Genomic DNA, 16,725 nt, shown 5'->3' on the forward strand with positions numbered 1-16,725 from the left:
GCATGACCAAACCCATCCCAGAGGTGACCCCAAACACCTGGAGCTTTCTACGCGACCCGATGATCAAGCCCACCGGCTTCCGCGAGTATGACGCCCGCTGGAAATACCCTGACGAGATCAACTTGCCAGGTATGACAGCGCTGGGGCTGGGATTGGGCACGCAGATGCACAAACGCGGGATCGAGCCGGTGATCGCGGTTGGCAACGACTATCGCGACTATTCGCTGGCGATCAAGAACGCGCTGATCCTGGGCCTGATGCAGGCGGGTATTCAGGTCAAGGATATCGGCCCGGCGCTAAGCCCCATGGCCTATTTCGCGCAGTTCCATCTGGATGTTCCAGCGGTCGCCATGGTCACTGCCAGCCACAATCCAAATGGCTGGACCGGTGTGAAGATGGGCTTTGAACGCCCGCTGACCCATGGCCCCGATGAAATGTCAGAGCTGCGCGATATCGTGCTGAACGGCGAAGGCGCGCCTCGGGAAGGCGGGTCATACGAATTCGTGGATGGCGTGAAAGAGGCATATCTAGACGATCTGGTAGGCGATTTCAGAATGTCTCGGCCTCTAAAGGTTGTCTGCGCGACCGGCAATGGAACCGCTTCGGCCTTTGCACCCGAACTTTTCGAAAGGATGGGGGTCGAGGTTGTGCCCAGCCATAGCCGCCTCGACTACAGCTTCCCCAACTACAACCCAAACCCCGAAGCGATGGAGATGCTGCACGACATGGCCGACACCCTGAAATCCAGCGGTGCCGATCTGGCCTTGGGTTTTGATGGTGATGGTGACCGTTGCGGCGTTGTGGATGACGAGGGTGAGGAGATCTTCGCCGACAAAGTCGGTGTAATTATGGCGCGCGATCTGGCCAAGATTTACCCCAACTCGACATTCGTGGCGGACGTGAAATCGACCGGGTTGTTTGCCAGTGACCCCGAACTGAAAGCGCTTGGCGCAAAAGCTGATTACTGGAAAACCGGGCACAGCCATATGAAACGCCGGGTCAAGGAGATCAATGCTTTGGCAGGGTTCGAAAAATCGGGCCACTACTTTCTGGCTGAACCGATCGGCCGCGGCTATGACTGCGGTATGCGGGTGGCCGTTGAAATCTGCAAGCTGATGGACCGCAATCCGGACCAAAGCATGTCGGACCTGCGCAAGGCGTTGCCAAAGACATGGTCGACGCCCACCATGTCGCCCTATGCCGCCGATACCGAGAAATACGACATCCTAAAACGGTTGGTCGACAAGCTGGTTGCCAAGGCCGATGCTGGCGAAAAACTGGCAGGCCGTGCGATCAAAGAGGTTGTCACCGTCAACGGCGCGCGGGTCATTCTGGACAATGGCAGTTGGGGGCTGGTGCGCGCGTCCTCGAACACCCCAAACCTTGTTGTGGTCTGCGAAAGCAGCGAGAGCGAGGATGAAATGCGCGCGATCTTCGCGGATATTGACGCGGTCATCCGGACCGAATCCGGCGTTGGCGATTACGACCAGACGATCTGAGGGTTCGGGCCCAGGCCTAGGGTGCCTTTGGGCGCCCTAATCCGCACCAAGCAGTTTGAGCAGACCTTTCTTCGCCTCTTCCTCAAGCTTTTTCTTCAAGGCATCCTCGGCGCTTTCTCTGTCCGTCACCACGGTGTCCAACTCCTCGCTAACCTTTTCAAGAACCTTTTGCTTGGCATCGTCCTCAAGGTCTTTGAGCTGCCCTTCTGCGGCGGCCTCAATCACTTTGCTCAGGTCCGGTTTGATCGAGGGGCTGCTCCACGGTCCGACAATACGAACGGGCACTGACAGGCCTTGTCCGGAATTGGCCCGCAACGCTGTGGGCGTGAACAGATAGTCAATAGTGCGCGCACCTAGATTCACCTTTCCGGTTCCGTCTGCGCGGAAATTATCCAGCGACATCAACAGATCAGTGTTGGTCAACACACCCTGACCCATCGTGAAACTGGCCGAGAGGCTGTTGAAAACCGTGGTCCCGCCCACCTCCTCGCTACGCCCCATCAGACGATCCAGATCGACGCCTGAGATTACGCCCGGACCCACCTTCAGATTACCCTTGCCGCTGAGGGATCGCATGATCTGGTCTTCGGTTTGCCCAACGCCCAGGAATTCGAACTCACCCGACCCAGTACCTGACAGCCGTTCAACGCCGACCAGCGTAGTCAGGGCTTGCTGGACATCCATGTCCTGCGCCGTCAGCTTGCCGCCAACCGAAAGACCATTGCGGTTGTTGGCCACCACCTGCCCGTTTACTTTCCCCGAAAACAACGTAGCCGGGTTCATGCCAAGTACGGCGCGGGACCGATCAAGGCTCAGCGTCAGGTCGCTGGGGCCAAGTTTGATTTCGGGCATAACAATGGATGAGGCCGTCAGGCGAATCTCTCCGTTTGCCAGCGACAGGCTTGAAGCATCGATCGGTGTCGTTGACCATCCATCGCGTGGCGTTGACCCTGCGCCCGTGCCTGTCCCAGACGCCGCTGGCGCAGTATTGTATCTCGACAGGTCGATATCGCCACCATTGAGCCGCGCCATGACTTTCGGTGGGTCCGATATCTCGATATCTGCCTCACCGGTAAAACGGTTGTTGTCCAACTGCGCCACCATGTTGCGCAGCGAAATGCGTCCGGCACTGGTATAGGTCATCTGCCCTGACACATCGGCCACCCGACCCAATCCCAATGGCACCCCGACGCCTGCCTGTCCAAAAGCCGCCAGCATTTGTTCGGTGTTTGTCGTTTTCACCTCTAATGCGCCATCCATTTCACCCGCGAGGTTAACGCGCCCGTCAAACCCAATTTCACCGCCCGGTGCGGTCAACGCCAATTGAAGCGGCGTGACGGCACCCGCGGCATAGGCCGGCAGGTCGGGGATATTCAGGTCCACACTTACCTTGCCCCCTGGCACAGCCATCTGAGCCGCCATAACCATCGGCGACGCCGGCCCCGGCCAGCTTGCGGACAGATCGACATTGGCAAGGTCGAATTTGGCAACACCATCCTCAGCATAAATCAACCGCGCATTGGTGAGTTCCAGTTGATCCAGAGTCACAGCACGCTGCTGTGATGTATCAGGCGGTGAACTACCTACGCTGCCTGTCACGGCCTTCGGCTCAACCGGCTGAAGCTTCCAATTGCCACGGCCATCGGACAGCTCCAGCCGCAGCACCGGGTTGTCCGCGACCACGCGCCGAATCCTTAAATCTCCACTCATTAGCGCTGCGGCGTCTACACCCATTGCGAGGCTTTCAGCGCTCAACATCGGCTCAGATCCAGCCCAAGGCGCATTTCCAAAGGTCACCGGACCGGCCTCAAGCCCCAATACCGGCCAGAACGACAGTTTTACGTCTCCTGACAGCTTTAGCTCGCGGCCTGTTTCGTTCTTGACCTGTTCGGCCAGAATCGCCGCCAGTTTATCGCCCGGCATCAGCAACAAGGCGCCGATGACCAGCCCGAATGCCACGACGAAAATAAAAAGAATGCGCAATAGCCACTTCATTTAACTGCTCTCCGCTTATTCGGCATGCGTCGAAAAGATCATTCAAACCCTGCGCCGCATTTGCAAGAGGAAGCGTTCCCCACTATATGCCGCGCCATGACCACGAACCCGCCAAATCTCCGCCCGGACCTCGCGCCCGCCGCCCGGATGCCCGAGTCGCCACGTTCGAACCAGCCTACGATTGGTATGGTATCACTGGGCTGCCCGAAAGCATTGGTCGACAGTGAGCGTATTCTGACCCGCCTGCGCGCAGAAGGATACGGCATTTCGCCAGATTATTCCGGGGCAGATGCCGTAATTGTGAACACCTGTGGGTTCCTCGACAGCGCCAAAGCCGAGTCTCTGGACGCCATTGGTGAGGCTTTGGTGGAAAACGGCAAGGTCATCGTAACCGGCTGCCTGGGCGCGGACCCTGACTATATCCGCAAGCACCACCCGCGCATCATGGCCGTGACGGGGCCGCATCAGTACGAGCAGGTGTTGGATGCCGTCCATACGGCGGTTCCACCCAATCCCGACCCCTTTGTCGATCTTCTGCCAGCCAGCAGCGTGCAACTGACGCCGCGCCATTACAGCTATCTCAAGATTTCCGAGGGCTGCAATCACAAGTGTAAATTCTGCATCATCCCAGACATGCGTGGCAAACTGGCCAGTCGTCCGGCGCACGCTGTCTTGCGCGAGGCTGAAAAATTGGTTGATAACGGGGTGCGCGAGCTACTGGTGATCTCGCAGGATACCTCGGCCTATGGGTTGGACCGAAAATATGATGTGAACCCGTGGAAAGACCGCGAAGTGCGCAGCCATATTACCGATCTGGCCCGCGAACTGGGTCAACTCGATGCCTGGGTGCGTCTGCACTATGTCTATCCCTACCCGCATGTGCGCGATCTGATTCCCCTTATGGCTGACGCAGGTTGCAACGTTTTACCTTATCTGGATATCCCGTTCCAACACGCCCATCCGGATGTTTTGAAACGCATGGCACGCCCTGCCGCCGCCGCCAAAACGCTGGACGAGATTGCCGCATGGCGCGCAACCTGCCCCGACATCACGCTGCGCTCGACCTTTATTGTCGGCTATCCGGGTGAGACCGAAGCCGAGTTTCAGACCCTCCTCGACTGGATGGATGAGGCGCAACTGGATCGCGTCGGATGCTTTCAATACGAAAACGTCGATGGCGCGCGTTCGAACGACTTGCCGGATCATGTTCCAGCCGAAGTCAAACAAGACCGCTGGGACCGCTTTATGGAAAAGGCGCAGTCGATTTCCGAGGCGAAGCTGGCCGCCAAAGTTGGTCAAATCATTGATGTGATCGTGGACGAGGTCGATGACGAGGCCGCCACCTGCCGCACCAAATCGGATGCGCCCGAGATCGACGGCAACCTGTTCATTGATGAAGGGCATGAAAACCTGAAGCCCGGCGACATTGTCCGGGTTGAGGTTGACGAGGCCGGTGAATACGATCTGTGGGGTAAGCTGGCCTGACAACGCCACTTCAAACGGGTGAAACTTGACTGAATTGGCTGGCTTTTCACAACGGAACCGTTGATCACAACCGGGCAGCCAGCCAGGAAGGAGTGCTCAATGTCCTGTCTGCGCCTATTTGACCTCAGGAATGTAGTGGTGGTGATCCTTGCCGCCCAGCTTTGCGCCTTGCCCGCAATTGCCGAGAATTACCTATCGGGCGGATTCATAATCATAGGCTCCACGCCGCCAAGCCTTTTGGACCATAGCAAACACAAGGTGCATCGGTACTACGGTGCGCCACCTATCTATCGCCCGAAATCCAAGTCCGATTACAAAGCCAAGTCGGACCGCTAGCACCATAGGGTCAAGCCCAAACTCCGCTATTTCAAACCGGTCAGGCGTCACCATCAAACGGTACGCGGCTTCCGCAATAAACACGCCTCACCGTATTTCATTCAGAAGCGTTACGGTATTCAGCGACGCGGTTTACGCTATGGCGGCGACTGGCGAAGGCACTGAACCAACTACACCAGACTCAGCAGCCCGATCACCCAAGCCACCCCGGCTGCTACAGCCGTTACAGCAACAGCGGCACTGGCGGCATCTTTCGCTTGGCCCGCCAGCCTGTTGTGATCCGTTGAAGTGTGATCGACAGCACGCTCAATCGCGGTGTTGAACAGCTCGGCGACCAGAACAAGCAGCCCCAGAACCAGTATCAAAGCACGCATCCCGTCGCCCAACGGCAGCCAAAAAACCAGCAGCGCCGACAAGATGTTTGCCCAGACCCAAGTACGAAATGAATACTCTTCACGCCACGCGACAACCAGCCCCTGCCAGCTCCAGCGCGTGCGATTCTTGAGGCGGACAAAAAAGGTTCTCATTTGCCGTCGATATCCTGTTGTATTGAGTTCCGGCCCTCAACGCAGTGTATCAGGCACGAAAAAGCCGCCCGAGGGCGGCCTGATCTTTTGTGCGAGCGAACGGCCTGGCAGAGCCGCCCGCGTCATCCTTATTGCGAGACCGGGTTACAGACGGTCTGGCCCGCTTCGGTCGTTGCCAGCTCGGTCCCGGCCGGGCAGCTTGGCGTACCGAATTTGTCATACTCGGGGGTGATGAAAACCGGTGCCGGTTCCTCTTGTTGCGAGCAAGCCGCCAAAACTAGGGCAAATGCACCAACGGCGACAAATTTGAGTTTCATGTCCGTCATTCCTCTAATAATTTTCTGATATTGCCCGAGTATTTGGGGCCTCAGGTAGGATACGGTCTGAATGGTATTTTTGCAACGCAGTCAATCACAAAGTCGTGAATAAAGGCGGAACAACGCCGGTAACCCCCTCAGAAACTGCAAGTTTATGAGCAAACGCTACCGTTTTCCGTATGTTGCCCTAGACTGTTGTCATGACCTTTGCGAAAGACGGAGTAGCCACATGCCAGATCGCTCTACCATTGCGCAAAAAGGCCCCTACGCGGTCGATGTGACCGAAGGAAAAAGCTATTTCTGGTGTTCCTGCGGCCGATCCACACGCCAGCCATTTTGCGATGGGTCCCATAAAGATACCGACCTTGAGCCCGTCAAGTTCACGGCGGAAAGCAGCAGAAAAGTCTTTTTCTGTGGCTGCAAACGCAGTGCGAGTCCGCCCTTGTGCGACGGGTCACACTCTGGGCTGTAGTCAGGTTTTTAGCGGGTTTAAAAGATCGGCGCTGGCACAAAATTCCGGGGCCTCATGGGCCTCGGACTGCTGCTGTGACAGCCATAACGCACATCGATCACTGCACTGTGCCGCTCGACAACGACCGACCATTTCTGCGTAGCGGTCCGGCGTTAGTCGCCCTGTCGCCATAGCTTCGGACAGCGAGATATTCATGCATCGCGCCACCGAGCGGGTAAGCCAGAAATGTTGCTCAACATCCTCTAAACTGTCTTTTGCCATCAGACTTCCTGCCCTGAGCGGGTTTGCAACGCCGCAAACCGCTGCCGATTCCTACAGGTTTGCGGTGCATTTTTCACGATTTCATGCCGGTCCAGCCAATCAGGGCATCGATTTGCCCAATCGCAGCCCCGGCACTGATGAACCATCTCAGCCCAGTCCTGCTGTGTCAGATGCCCTTGTTCATGCGCCGCCGCGATATCTGTGCCAGTAACCTGCCCCATCCGCAGGACAAGTCGAAGATGGGTCATGATCTCTCCGAGATGGGGCATGGAACACTCCTGTCGTTAAGGGATCAGTTTGCTGAGCAACTCTTGATTACGGCAATACTCCGGCGTTTTGTCCACTTGGCCGGATTGTTTCAGATATCCCTCGCAATGTGCGGGGTTGGCGCATCCGGTGCATCGCAAGACGGCTTCGGAAAGCTCGTCGAGCGAAACGTCGCCATCTATCGCCGACTGTTGAAGGTCCACGCCAAGCTTGGTCGCCATTTGATCGACCAGACCCGCATGGTGTTTCAGAACTTCACGGTTGGGCATGAGCAGATATCTCCCTGTCGCACGTCCAGAACAGGGTATCGCAACCTTGCGCGCAGGCATTTGACTCAGGTCAAAGCCCGGCCCCGACGTGATCCAGATAGGTTCGGGTGGCATCCTGAACCCGGCGAAAACGGTCCCCACCCAGTTTTTTGCCACCATACCATCGGGTGACGACCACTACATGCCCGTCCAGTCCGGCCCGTTCCAGCATGCGCAGGATTACCATACCGGCACCACTTTCCCCATCATCCGCCTTGAGCGCACCCGTCGGCAAAATGGCTGCCCACGTGTTATGCGTCGCCTTGGCATAGGCTTTGTCAGACTTGAGATTCTGCAACACCGCGTCGACATCCGTGCGCGTACGTACAGGTGCACCCGAAACAGCGTATTTCGATCCTCGATCCGTCAGGATCACGCCGAGTCGTGTCAGAGATGTCATTCCGTCAGACCCAGCTGCCTTGCCGTTTCGACAACGATCTGAACACGCTCGGCGTTTGGGGGGTGGGTGCCCAAAAACTCGTCACCAGGGTCGGGAAGCCGATCAAAGTACTTTGCGCCGACCAAAGGATCATACCCGGCGTTGTGGGTTATTATCGTCCCCAACTGATCCGCCTCAAGCTCGAAGTCTTTCACATTCACCTGCACGCCAACCTCAGCGCCAAGTTTTTGTGACCGTTCAAGCTCTTTCCCGTCCTCGCCATGCAACTTGCCCAAATCATTGAAGATCGCGGCACTTTCCTGCGCGCTTTCGGTCTGTCGGGCAATATGTCCCAACACGTGATGCGCTGTCTCATGCGCCATTACAAAAGCCAGCTCATCCGAATTCTTGGCGGATTGAATCATCGAGCGGGTGAAGATGATGACTGGCTGATCCTGTTTGTCGAGGGTCTGGAACGCATTGACTGGGGCGCGGGGATTTAGGTCAACCAGAATTGTGAAATCGCAGTTGCTGACCTTGGACTGGCGCAGGCATTCGGCGCGGGCCGTTTTGCCGACGGCGCGGCTGATATCCTGAAACGCTGCGGCATCAACCGCAAATTCATCCGAATTTGGCGACCACTCCTCTGCTGGCTGCACGCGCAGAAAACCGGCGCTACAGGCCGCCAGCACCAGTGGAAACAGCAAAAAGGTCAGACGACGCATAGATATTCCTTTGAAACGGCTACCCGTTTTCAGAAGCATAGCTTTCTCCCGGCGGTTCCGCCACTGCCAGATTGTGCGGCAACGGGTTGCATTGCGGCGCGGCACCTTGCACTCTGCCTGCATGTTTTCGATTGAGCATGAATTCGACGCGACGGTTATCACCCTGGTAGACGAAGGCGCTGCGCCTTTGCAGGAGGACGTCGTCATCAACAGCTTCGCCGAATGTGTGACGCTTGAGCAGTTTGACCCACGGACAGAGCAGATACAGAAGATAACCCTGTCGCCCGAACAGGTTCGCGATCTAGCTGCTGCACTGGATTTGCCGGAAGGGGTGTATCAGATTCACGAACGGCCAAGTCAGGGCGCATAGACAAACAGCTTGTCACGCGCGGTATGCCCTTGTTTCAGGATCAGGTCGGACGGGGCAACGCCCATAGCCATCGCGAGCATCCGGCGTACAGCGTCATTGGCCTTGCCGTTTTCGGGCGGCGCGGTCACAGCTATGCGGATCACGCCTGCGTCTGAAACGATACTGTCCCTTGCGGCTTTTGGCGTTACCTTCACACGAAGCGCGGTGCCCGGCGTCGCGTGACTGCTAAGATCAGGTACATTGCGCAATTTTGGTTTGGCCAAGTTATCCCCCCTGCCTCCGATCACTGTTGCACAGGAGGCAGAGGCGTGAAATTGATCCCGAGCGTCCAGCGTAGTGCACTTGAAACGAGCCAGATGTTCAACCAGATACAGACTGTTTATGTGAAGGAAGTTAACATATGTCCTTGAAGAATCCAGCCGCTCTGGAATTTCTGCTCTCGCGTCGGTCGCGCCCTGCGAAGACACTGGTTGCCCCGGCGCCCTCACGGGACGAGCTGTTACCCCTGCTGACCGCCGCAGCCCGCAGCCCCGATCACGGCAAGCTGGAACCGTGGCGTTTTATCGTGCTTGAGAAAGGCGCAATGCCACGCTTGTCTGCGCTGACGCATGACCGGGGCGTTGCCTTGGGCAAAACCCCTGAGGAGATCACCAAGGCCCAAAGCCAGTTCGATATGGGTCATCTGGCCGTAGCAGTGATCGAAGTGCAAAAGCCATCGGAGAAGATCCCCGCAATCGAGCAGACCTATTCAGCAGGTGCTGTTTGTCTGTCCCTTTTGAACGCGGCCCTTGCAGCGGGTTGGGGCGCGAACTGGCTTTCCGGCTGGCAGGTTCACGACCCTGAATTCTGCCATCAGGCATTTAATTTGCAGGACAACGAACGTGTCGCTGGCCTGATCCACATCGCAACCGAAGGCACGACCCCGCCGGAACGTCCCCGGCCGGATGTTGCGGCCATCACAGAATGGGTCTCTGAGTGATGATACTGAGTGCGTTCTTCGCAGCACTGGGCCAGATTGGGGATCCCAAGTTTCGCGCCGTCCTGCTTCGGGGTGTTGGTCTGACGATCATACTGCTGATCCTCGCCTGCGCCGGGGCAATCTGGCTGATCAATCGGTTGTCTGGGGATGAGATAGCGCTGCCGTGGATCGGCACTGTGCCTTGGCTGAATGACGTTCTAAACTATTCTGGTGTCTTTCTCGTGCTGATCCTACCGGTGTTTTTGATGGTGCCGGTTGCCTCGGCGATTACATCCATGTTTTTGGAAGAAGTCGCGCAAGCTGTTGAGGACAAACACTATCCTACCTTGCCCGCAGTACCCGGCATCCCGTTCAGCGAAGGGTTAAGGGATGCGATAGGGTTTATGGGGGTGCTGATCGTGGCCAACCTTCTGGCCCTGATCCTCTATGCGATTTTCACGCCGTTGGCACCGTTCATATTCTGGGGCATGAATGGTTTTTTGCTGGGCCGTGAATACTTCACGCTGGCTGCGATGCGCCGCGTTGGGCGTGAAGGTGCGCGCAAGTTGCGGACCAAGCACTCCGCAACTATCTGGCTGGCGGGAACGTTGATGGCTATTCCTTTGTCGGTGCCTTTGGTGAACCTGTTGATCCCAATACTGGGGGCCGCAACTTTCACCCATTTGTATCACAAGCTGTCAGGGTCCACCGCCTGACAGCTACTCGCGCGGCTCCAACTGGTTCAGCCAGTCAAAATCGCGCACCGAAATCACACCCGAAATGATGATCCCTGCGATAATGGCCCAGAGCACCACCGAGATCCCGGTGGTGATCCACATTTTCTTCTTCATGTGATGAACTTCAGGCGCACCCGCATGTGTGCCCGGCACGATTTCGCCCAGGTCGCCCTGCGTTTTGATGCGGATCGGCAGTACGACCAACAACGTCATGAACCAAATGACGGCGAACAGTACTAAAGCAGCAGTGATCGTCATGACAGCCCCTTTTCAAATTAGACTTGCTCAAGCTCAACCAGGCAGCCGTTGAAATCCTTGGGATGCAGGAACAGCACCGGCTTGCCATGCGCACCAATCTTGGGCTCACCCGACCCCAGAACACGGGCACCGGTTTCCTTCAGATGGTCGCGGGCAGCGATGATGTCGTCAACCTCATAACAGACATGATGAATGCCCCCGGCGGGGTTCTTTTCCAGAAAGCCGTTGATCGGGCTGTCATCGCCCAGCGGATAGAGCAGTTCAATCTTGGTGTTCGGAAGCTCGATGAACACAACCGTCACGCCGTGATCAGGTTCATCCTGCGGTGCGCCAACCTTGGCACCCAGCGCACTCCGATACTGCTCGGACGCGGCTTCAAGATCAGGTACGGCAATGGCAACGTGGTTCAGACGACCAATCATAAAACTCTCCTCCGTTCTGCGTTGCAGCGGTTATGAGGGCTGCAGAGACAAAGAACAAGTGCGCCAAATTGCCGTTAACCCTGTGTTAGCCAGAAGTTCCTAGCTTGAGGCATCTGCTGATTAGGAGTTCTGCTATGGACGATTCGAGCCCCTTCGCCTCTCCCGCTCAGCCAACGGCCACACGGCCGCTGCTGGGTCAAACCATTCTGGTTGTTGAAGACAGCCGTTATGCCTGTGACGCCATCCGGCTGATGTGTTTACACAGCGGTGCACGCATCCGACGTGCGGATTGTCTGAAATCGGCACGCCGCCACCTGCAGCTTTATCGGCCTTCGGTCATTCTGGTGGATATCGGTCTGCCGGACGGCTCTGGCGACGAACTGATCGCTGAACTGTCGCAAGCTACGCCGCGTATCGGCGCCATTTTGGGAATGTCGGGCGATGACCACGCGCAGGATACAGCCCTTCGGGCAGGGGCGGATGGGTTTCTTGCCAAACCGCTAAAGTCGCTGTCATATTTTCAGCACCTTATCTTGAACAGTCTGCCCGAGGATCGCCGCCCCAACAGCCTGCACGCCGTTCGGGATGAAGTCATTTGCCCAGATCCAATGGCCTATCAGGATGATATGGCTCACATTGCCGAAGTGCTGACCGAGCCGAATGATCGCAGGACCCTGGATTATGCCGCGCAATTCCTTCGGGGGGTTGCCGAACATGCCGAAGACGCCGTGTTGGCGGATGCGGCGCAAAAATTGGCCGAATCCCGTGCCAGCAGCACACCCGTGACGGCCTTGACGGCTCAGGTTGCCGGCATCGTCCAGACACGGTTGCAACAACGCGAGGCGATTTGAAATGCTAACGGCCTATTTCCTGACGGTCACAATCGTAAGCATTTGGATATACTTTCAGGTCCGCGCCACGGCACGCGGCATCAGGGTTGCGCGCAGGTCGCTACCCTGCGCGCAGCACATCCTATCCGAAAACGGTCAGGATCACGCTTCAGCGTTGATGCCCTGCAACGCGCTTGAACGCCACACCCCAGGGAAGAAACCCGCCGCGGGGGATGCGGCGGGTCCGTGATCATTCCTGTGGGATGATGCGTAGCCCCAGTTCCATCAACTGATCCGAGGATGGGTCGGATGGCGCGTCCATCATCAAGTCTTCGGCCCGTTGATTCATCGGGAACATCATGACCTCTCGGATGTTGGCCTCATCAGCCAAAAGCATCACGATCCGATCAATTCCCGCGGCGCAGCCACCATGTGGCGGGGCGCCATAGTGGAACGCATTATAGAGCGCGCCAAAGCGGCTTTTCACCTCATCCTCGCCGTAGCCTGCAAGCTCAAAGGCTTTCAACATGATTTCAGGCTTATGGTTCCGGATCGCACCCGAGACAATCTCATACCCGTTGCAGGCAAGGTCATACTGATAACCTTTGACCTCAAGCGGATCGCCATTCAGCGCGTCCATCCCGCCCTGCGGCATTGAGAACGGGTTGTGTTCAAAGTCGATGGCACCGGTTTCTTCATCCTGTTCGTAAATCGGGAAATCCACGATCCACGCAAAGGCGAAGCGGTCTTTTTCCATCAGGCCAAGCTCTTCGCCGATCACATCACGTGCCCTACCAGCGACCTTTTCAAAGGTTTTCGGCTTTCCGCCAAGGAAGAACGCCGCGTCGCCTACGCCCAGACCCAATTGCTGGCGGATCGCCTCGGTGCGCTCAGGGCCGATGTTTTTCGCCAGTGGACCTGCCGCTTCCATCCCCTGGCCTTGATCCCGCCAGAAGATGTAGCCCATGCCGGGCAAGCCTTCTTTCTGGGCAAATGCGTTCATGCGGTCACAGAATTTGCGGCTGCCCCCGGTTGGCGCAGGGATGGCGCGAATTTCAGTGCCCTCCTGCTCAAGCAGCTTCGCGAAAATCGCGAAGCCAGACCCGCGGAAGTGGTCAGAAACCACTTGCATTTTAATAGGGTTCCGCAGATCAGGCTTGTCTGTGCCATACCACAGTGCCGCGTCCTTGTAGGAAATCTGCGGCCAGTCCTGATCAACCTTCCGACCACCGCCGAATTCTTCGAAAACGCCGGTCAGGACAGGCTGGATCGTGTCGAACACATCCTGCTGCTCGACAAACGACATCTCAAGGTCGAGCTGATAGAAATCGGTAGGTGAGCGATCCGCACGCGGGTCTTCATCGCGAAAGCAAGGCGCGATCTGGAAATACTTGTCGAAGCCCGACACCATGATCAACTGCTTGAACTGCTGCGGGGCTTGCGGCAGCGCATAGAATTTGCCCGGATGCAGGCGCGACGGAACAAGAAAATCGCGCGCGCCCTCTGGCGACGACGCGGTAATGATCGGCGTCTGATATTCGCGGAATCCCTGATCCCACATACGGCGACGCATCGAGGCGACAACGTCCGAGCGCAAAGTCATGTTGCGCTGCATCCCCTCGCGGCGCAGGTCCAGGTAGCGATGGCGCAGTCGCGTTTCCTCGGGGTATTCCTGATCGCCAAAAACCATCAGGGGCAGTTCATCTGCCGCGCCCAGAACCTCAAGCTCGCGCACATAAACCTCGATCTCACCGGTGGGCAGTTTCGGGTTCACAAGCTCCGGGTCGCGGGCTTTGACGGACCCATCGATGCGGATGCACCATTCAGAGCGCACTTTCTCAAGCTCTGCAAAGGCCGAACTGTCGCCGTCGCATAGTATTTGCGTCACACCAAAATGGTCGCGCAGGTCTATGAACAGGACGCCGCCGTGATCTCGAACACGATGCACCCAACCAGACAGGCGAACGGTTTCGCCAACATTGGCGGCGGTCAGAGCGGCGCAGGTGTGGCTGCGGTAGGCGTGCATGGATCATATCCCTTCGGGCGCAGAATTCGTCGCGCCGATACACCGCGTCAGGCAGCGAAAGTCAAGGCGGGTCTACCGCTCAAAACGGCCTTTGCACGTTACCTGAGTAGAAATAGACACCCAGACCGGCAGCAAAGATGATATTGCCTGCGATTGCGTGCAGCAGAACCGCGTAGAAAAACGATCCGCGCCTGCGGTAGGCCCAGGTGAACAGCAGCCCTCCGGCAAAGGTCATGGCGGCGACGATCCAGCTCCAGTACATCAAATGCGCCAGAGAAAACACTGCCGCATTCAGCAGATAGGCCGCCCATCCATTCGGCAGGATCGCGTGATAGCGGCGGAAGAACAAAGAGCGGAACAACAGCTCTTGCGGCAGGGCCGACAGCACAGGGTAGCCAAGCCAGATAACCAGCAGGAATTCCGGGCGGTTGCGCAGCAGGAAAAACGCCGCCTCCGGTCGTGTGACCATGACAACGGCGGCACAGAATGCGGTCATGACAACGGCAAACACGGCGAGTTCGGGCCAGGACCAGTTGCGCCAATTATACCGCAACTCGGCCCAGGCAAAGCCGCGTGTAAAATGCAGCAACACGATGCCAAGGGCCGTAAAGGTGAACAGAGACGGGAACATCCAGTTGGGTGGAAAGAACACCGCAATCAGCACAGGAGCAGCAATGAAAAACAGCCCAAACTCCAGCTGCAACCGAAATTGCGGCGCCGCGCTGTCGGCCCAATCGGTTTGTTTGCTCACTGTATTGCCAACTCCGCCCGGATCAGGCCACGCAACGAATTCCCTACGTAAAGCTTTTCCGCGTTTTTAAGGTCGGTCAAGGTCAGGGTGGCTTCGACAAACTGTTTGTTATCCAGCAATTCTTCCCGCAGGATGCCCGGCAGTACACCACAGGTCAGGGCGGGCGTCAGGCGGCGTCCGTCCGGCATGTGCACGAATAGATTGGTGATCGTACCTTCGCACAGCTCTGCACGTTCATTCAGGAAAACAAACTCGTCGATATCTTCTGGCAACGCCGCACGGGCGTTATCGTAGACAGAACGCTGTGTCGTCTTGTGCTGCAGCCACAAATCCGATGCAATTAGACGCGTTTCGGCAACAGTCACCCGCCAGACTGCGGGGTTATCGGCCAGCTCTGCGGTTGTCAGATCAAACTGCCCATCCACAGCCAAGGTCAGCCGGCACCTCAGCGGTATTTCTCCAGCGACCTTGTCGAGTTTTTCAACAGCAAGCCCCGCCTCGAATGGAATGCCGAATACGCCTGCCGTTCGTGCCATACGGGCCAAGTGGCGGTCACGCCGCACAAAGCCCTGCTCGGGCCGAAAGGCCATGGTTTCGATTATGCGGAAGTCAGGGTCAGTTGGTGGGCAAAGCGGGCTTTCCATAGCGCTTCCTCGTATTCTGATGGGGCCGTGCTGTCCCAGACCACGCCGCCGCCCACGTTAAGGGTGGCCTTGCCATCCTCGACCATCAAGGTTCGGATCGCCACGTTGAACTCGGACCGTCCATCAGGCGCTGCCCAACCAATCGCTCCGCAATAGATATCGCGGGGCCAGGGTTCTAGATCAGACAAAATCTCCATCGCGCGAATCTTGGGCGCACCGGTGATCGAGCCGCAAGGAAATAGCGCGGTCAGAATGGTCGAAAGCTCTGCGCCCAGATGCAATTGCGCCCGCACCAATGAGATCATCTGATGCACGGTCGCATAGGTCTCGACCTTGAACAGTTCAGGCACCTTGACCGAACCGGGTAGCGCAACGCGGCTGATATCATTGCGCAACAGATCGACAATCATCAGGTTCTCAGCCCGGTTTTTCGCATCGGTCGACAGAAAAGCACGGCGGCGGGCATCCTCGGCCATGTCCTCACTGCGCGGCTGGGTGCCCTTCATCGGACGGGTTTCGATCCCGCGCTCGGCGTCGGTGCGAAAGAACAACTCGGGCGAACGACTCAATAAGTCTGGCAAGCCGTCCTGCTGCACCAGAGCCCCGTAGCCAACCGGCTGACCGGCGGTCAGCGCGGCATAGAGCGACGCGCTGTCACCCTTGGCGATCAGGTCGATCGGAAAGGTCAGGTTTGCCTGATAGATATCCCCTGCCCCGATGGCGTCATGAACCTGTTGAAAGGCTTCTGTGTATCGCGCCTCATCCCAACGTGGTTCGAAACCGCTGACCTCACCATGTGCTGGCGGTAGGGCACGTTGCGTCGGCGCCTCATACGCGCCGAAGCACAACAAAGGCAGGCGGCGGCTCTTGGGTAGACGTTCGGCAAGGCGCGGTTCCAGTGTATAGCCAAGCTCATAACTGGCATATCCTGCCAACCACGCGCCGTTCGCGCGCGCCTGATCCAGCGCCGCCAAGGCTTGGGGCACATCGTCCGGCTTGTCCGCACGGATCACATCGGCTGGCCGGTCGAAACTGGTCCCTGGCCCGGCTGGCCCCTGATCGAAACGAATACGCAAGTGCATCCTCATTTGTCGTGTTGCGCGATATAGAGGATACCGCGGCGAGGGAAAGAGGGGAAAGCGGCAATTTCACCTCTGT

Annotated in this window: 23 protein-coding genes; 8 read left to right on the forward strand and 15 right to left on the reverse strand. The window is 57.5% G+C overall.

The features are described 5' to 3' along the window. The first annotated feature begins 2 nt into the window (after positions 1 to 2). Positions 3 to 1,499 (forward strand): phosphomannomutase/phosphoglucomutase, encoded by a 1,497-nt coding sequence (locus tag AC2FIT_RS12585; RefSeq protein WP_496829923.1) that lies wholly within the window; start codon positions 3 to 5, stop codon positions 1,497 to 1,499. Between the two features lie 36 nt (positions 1,500 to 1,535). On the opposite strand, the gene AC2FIT_RS12590 is transcribed toward AC2FIT_RS12585, so the two are convergent. Next, entirely contained in the window at positions 1,536 to 3,494 is a 1,959-nt protein-coding gene (locus AC2FIT_RS12590) for an AsmA family protein (protein ID WP_496829925.1), read from the reverse strand. A 96-nt stretch (positions 3,495 to 3,590) separates the two neighbouring features. On the opposite strand from AC2FIT_RS12590, the gene rimO reads away from it, so the two are divergent. Continuing rightward, positions 3,591 to 4,979 carry a 30S ribosomal protein S12 methylthiotransferase RimO gene (gene rimO, locus AC2FIT_RS12595; RefSeq protein ID WP_496829927.1) on the forward strand — a complete coding sequence of 463 codons (1,389 nt, stop codon included), beginning with the start codon at positions 3,591 to 3,593 and terminating at the stop codon, positions 4,977 to 4,979. Positions 4,980 to 5,078: 99 nt separating this feature from the next. Then, complete coding sequence (locus AC2FIT_RS12600; RefSeq protein WP_496829929.1) at positions 5,079 to 5,315, forward strand: hypothetical protein; 237 nt, start codon at positions 5,079 to 5,081, stop codon at positions 5,313 to 5,315. A gap of 170 nt (positions 5,316 to 5,485) precedes the next feature. On the opposite strand, the gene AC2FIT_RS12605 is transcribed toward AC2FIT_RS12600, so the two are convergent. After that, entirely contained in the window at positions 5,486 to 5,842 is a 357-nt protein-coding gene (locus AC2FIT_RS12605; protein WP_496829931.1) for a diacylglycerol kinase, read from the reverse strand. 128 nt (positions 5,843 to 5,970) lie between these two features. Further along, positions 5,971 to 6,159, reverse strand: a complete 189-nt coding sequence (locus AC2FIT_RS12610) for a hypothetical protein (RefSeq protein WP_068336397.1) — start codon at positions 6,157 to 6,159, stop codon at positions 5,971 to 5,973. Between the two features lie 229 nt (positions 6,160 to 6,388). Between AC2FIT_RS12610 and AC2FIT_RS12615 the strand changes: the two genes are divergently transcribed. Beyond that, positions 6,389 to 6,631, forward strand: a complete 243-nt coding sequence (locus AC2FIT_RS12615; protein ID WP_496829933.1) for a CDGSH iron-sulfur domain-containing protein — start codon at positions 6,389 to 6,391, stop codon at positions 6,629 to 6,631. Here the strand turns inward: AC2FIT_RS12615 and AC2FIT_RS12620 are convergent, their stop codons facing one another. The 5 genes from AC2FIT_RS12620 to AC2FIT_RS12640 form a co-directional block, all read right to left on the reverse strand. Next, complete coding sequence (locus AC2FIT_RS12620) at positions 6,632 to 6,892, reverse strand: DUF6455 family protein (RefSeq protein WP_496829935.1); 261 nt, start codon at positions 6,890 to 6,892, stop codon at positions 6,632 to 6,634. Beyond that, positions 6,892 to 7,161: a DUF6455 family protein gene (locus tag AC2FIT_RS12625; RefSeq protein WP_496829937.1), complete on the reverse strand. Its 270-nt coding sequence runs from the start codon at positions 7,159 to 7,161 to the stop codon at positions 6,892 to 6,894. Before AC2FIT_RS12625 ends, AC2FIT_RS12620 begins: the two co-directional genes overlap by 1 nt. Before the next feature lie 15 nt (positions 7,162 to 7,176). Then, the gene (locus AC2FIT_RS12630; protein WP_496829939.1) at positions 7,177 to 7,428 is read right to left on the reverse strand and encodes a DUF6455 family protein; all 252 of its coding nucleotides are present in this window, start codon (positions 7,426 to 7,428) and stop codon (positions 7,177 to 7,179) included. 70 nt (positions 7,429 to 7,498) lie between these two features. Then, a complete protein-coding gene (locus AC2FIT_RS12635; protein ID WP_496829941.1) occupies positions 7,499 to 7,867 on the reverse strand; it encodes a YigZ family protein in 369 nt (122 codons plus the stop codon). Next, the gene (locus tag AC2FIT_RS12640; protein WP_496829943.1) at positions 7,864 to 8,610 is read right to left on the reverse strand and encodes a M48 family metallopeptidase; all 747 of its coding nucleotides are present in this window, start codon (positions 8,608 to 8,610) and stop codon (positions 7,864 to 7,866) included. Before AC2FIT_RS12640 ends, AC2FIT_RS12635 begins: the two co-directional genes overlap by 4 nt. An 82-nt stretch (positions 8,611 to 8,692) precedes the next feature. On the opposite strand from AC2FIT_RS12640, the gene AC2FIT_RS12645 reads away from it, so the two are divergent. Further along, positions 8,693 to 8,941: a DUF8831 family protein gene (locus AC2FIT_RS12645; RefSeq protein WP_224890901.1), complete on the forward strand. Its 249-nt coding sequence runs from the start codon at positions 8,693 to 8,695 to the stop codon at positions 8,939 to 8,941. Here the strand turns inward: AC2FIT_RS12645 and AC2FIT_RS12650 are convergent. Then, complete coding sequence (locus AC2FIT_RS12650; protein WP_496829945.1) at positions 8,929 to 9,204, reverse strand: DUF167 domain-containing protein; 276 nt, start codon at positions 9,202 to 9,204, stop codon at positions 8,929 to 8,931. The two genes, AC2FIT_RS12645 and AC2FIT_RS12650, sit on opposite strands and share 13 nt — an antisense overlap. Before the next feature lie 137 nt (positions 9,205 to 9,341). On the opposite strand from AC2FIT_RS12650, the gene AC2FIT_RS12655 reads away from it, so the two are divergent. Both AC2FIT_RS12655 and AC2FIT_RS12660 read left to right on the forward strand, forming a co-directional pair. Continuing rightward, positions 9,342 to 9,920 (forward strand): nitroreductase family protein, encoded by a 579-nt coding sequence (locus AC2FIT_RS12655; RefSeq protein ID WP_496829947.1) that lies wholly within the window; start codon positions 9,342 to 9,344, stop codon positions 9,918 to 9,920. Further along, the gene (locus tag AC2FIT_RS12660) at positions 9,920 to 10,615 is read left to right on the forward strand and encodes an EI24 domain-containing protein (RefSeq protein WP_496829949.1); all 696 of its coding nucleotides are present in this window, start codon (positions 9,920 to 9,922) and stop codon (positions 10,613 to 10,615) included. The genes AC2FIT_RS12655 and AC2FIT_RS12660 overlap by 1 nt, the downstream gene beginning before the upstream one ends. A 3-nt stretch (positions 10,616 to 10,618) precedes the next feature. On the opposite strand, the gene AC2FIT_RS12665 is transcribed toward AC2FIT_RS12660, so the two are convergent. Together AC2FIT_RS12665 and mce are read right to left on the reverse strand one after the other, a co-directional pair. Next, the gene (locus tag AC2FIT_RS12665; protein WP_068336130.1) at positions 10,619 to 10,894 is read right to left on the reverse strand and encodes a DUF1467 family protein; all 276 of its coding nucleotides are present in this window, start codon (positions 10,892 to 10,894) and stop codon (positions 10,619 to 10,621) included. A 17-nt stretch (positions 10,895 to 10,911) separates the two neighbouring features. Next, complete coding sequence (mce, locus tag AC2FIT_RS12670) at positions 10,912 to 11,316, reverse strand: methylmalonyl-CoA epimerase (RefSeq protein WP_170325901.1); 405 nt, start codon at positions 11,314 to 11,316, stop codon at positions 10,912 to 10,914. 134 nt (positions 11,317 to 11,450) lie between these two features. Here mce and AC2FIT_RS12675 point away from each other — a divergent pair, with 134 nt between their 5' ends. Continuing rightward, entirely contained in the window at positions 11,451 to 12,167 is a 717-nt protein-coding gene (locus tag AC2FIT_RS12675) for a response regulator (protein ID WP_496829952.1), read from the forward strand. 229 nt (positions 12,168 to 12,396) lie between these two features. Here AC2FIT_RS12675 and aspS read toward each other — a convergent pair whose 3' ends face one another. From aspS to AC2FIT_RS12695, 4 genes are all read right to left on the reverse strand, one after another. Next, positions 12,397 to 14,172 (reverse strand): aspartate--tRNA ligase, encoded by a 1,776-nt coding sequence (gene aspS / locus AC2FIT_RS12680; protein WP_496829954.1) that lies wholly within the window; start codon positions 14,170 to 14,172, stop codon positions 12,397 to 12,399. Positions 14,173 to 14,251: 79 nt separating this feature from the next. Next, positions 14,252 to 14,923, reverse strand: coding sequence for a CPBP family intramembrane glutamic endopeptidase (locus tag AC2FIT_RS12685; protein ID WP_496829956.1), 672 nt, complete (start codon positions 14,921 to 14,923; stop codon positions 14,252 to 14,254). Further along, entirely contained in the window at positions 14,920 to 15,567 is a 648-nt protein-coding gene (locus tag AC2FIT_RS12690; RefSeq protein ID WP_496829958.1) for an aminotransferase class IV family protein, read from the reverse strand. The genes AC2FIT_RS12685 and AC2FIT_RS12690 overlap by 4 nt, the downstream gene beginning before the upstream one ends. After that, entirely contained in the window at positions 15,522 to 16,649 is a 1,128-nt protein-coding gene (locus AC2FIT_RS12695) for an aminodeoxychorismate synthase component I (RefSeq protein ID WP_496830075.1), read from the reverse strand. The genes AC2FIT_RS12690 and AC2FIT_RS12695 overlap by 46 nt, the downstream gene beginning before the upstream one ends. Between the last annotated feature and the right edge of the window lie 76 nt (positions 16,650 to 16,725).

The organism is Ruegeria sp. YTSA135 (assembly GCF_059610165.1).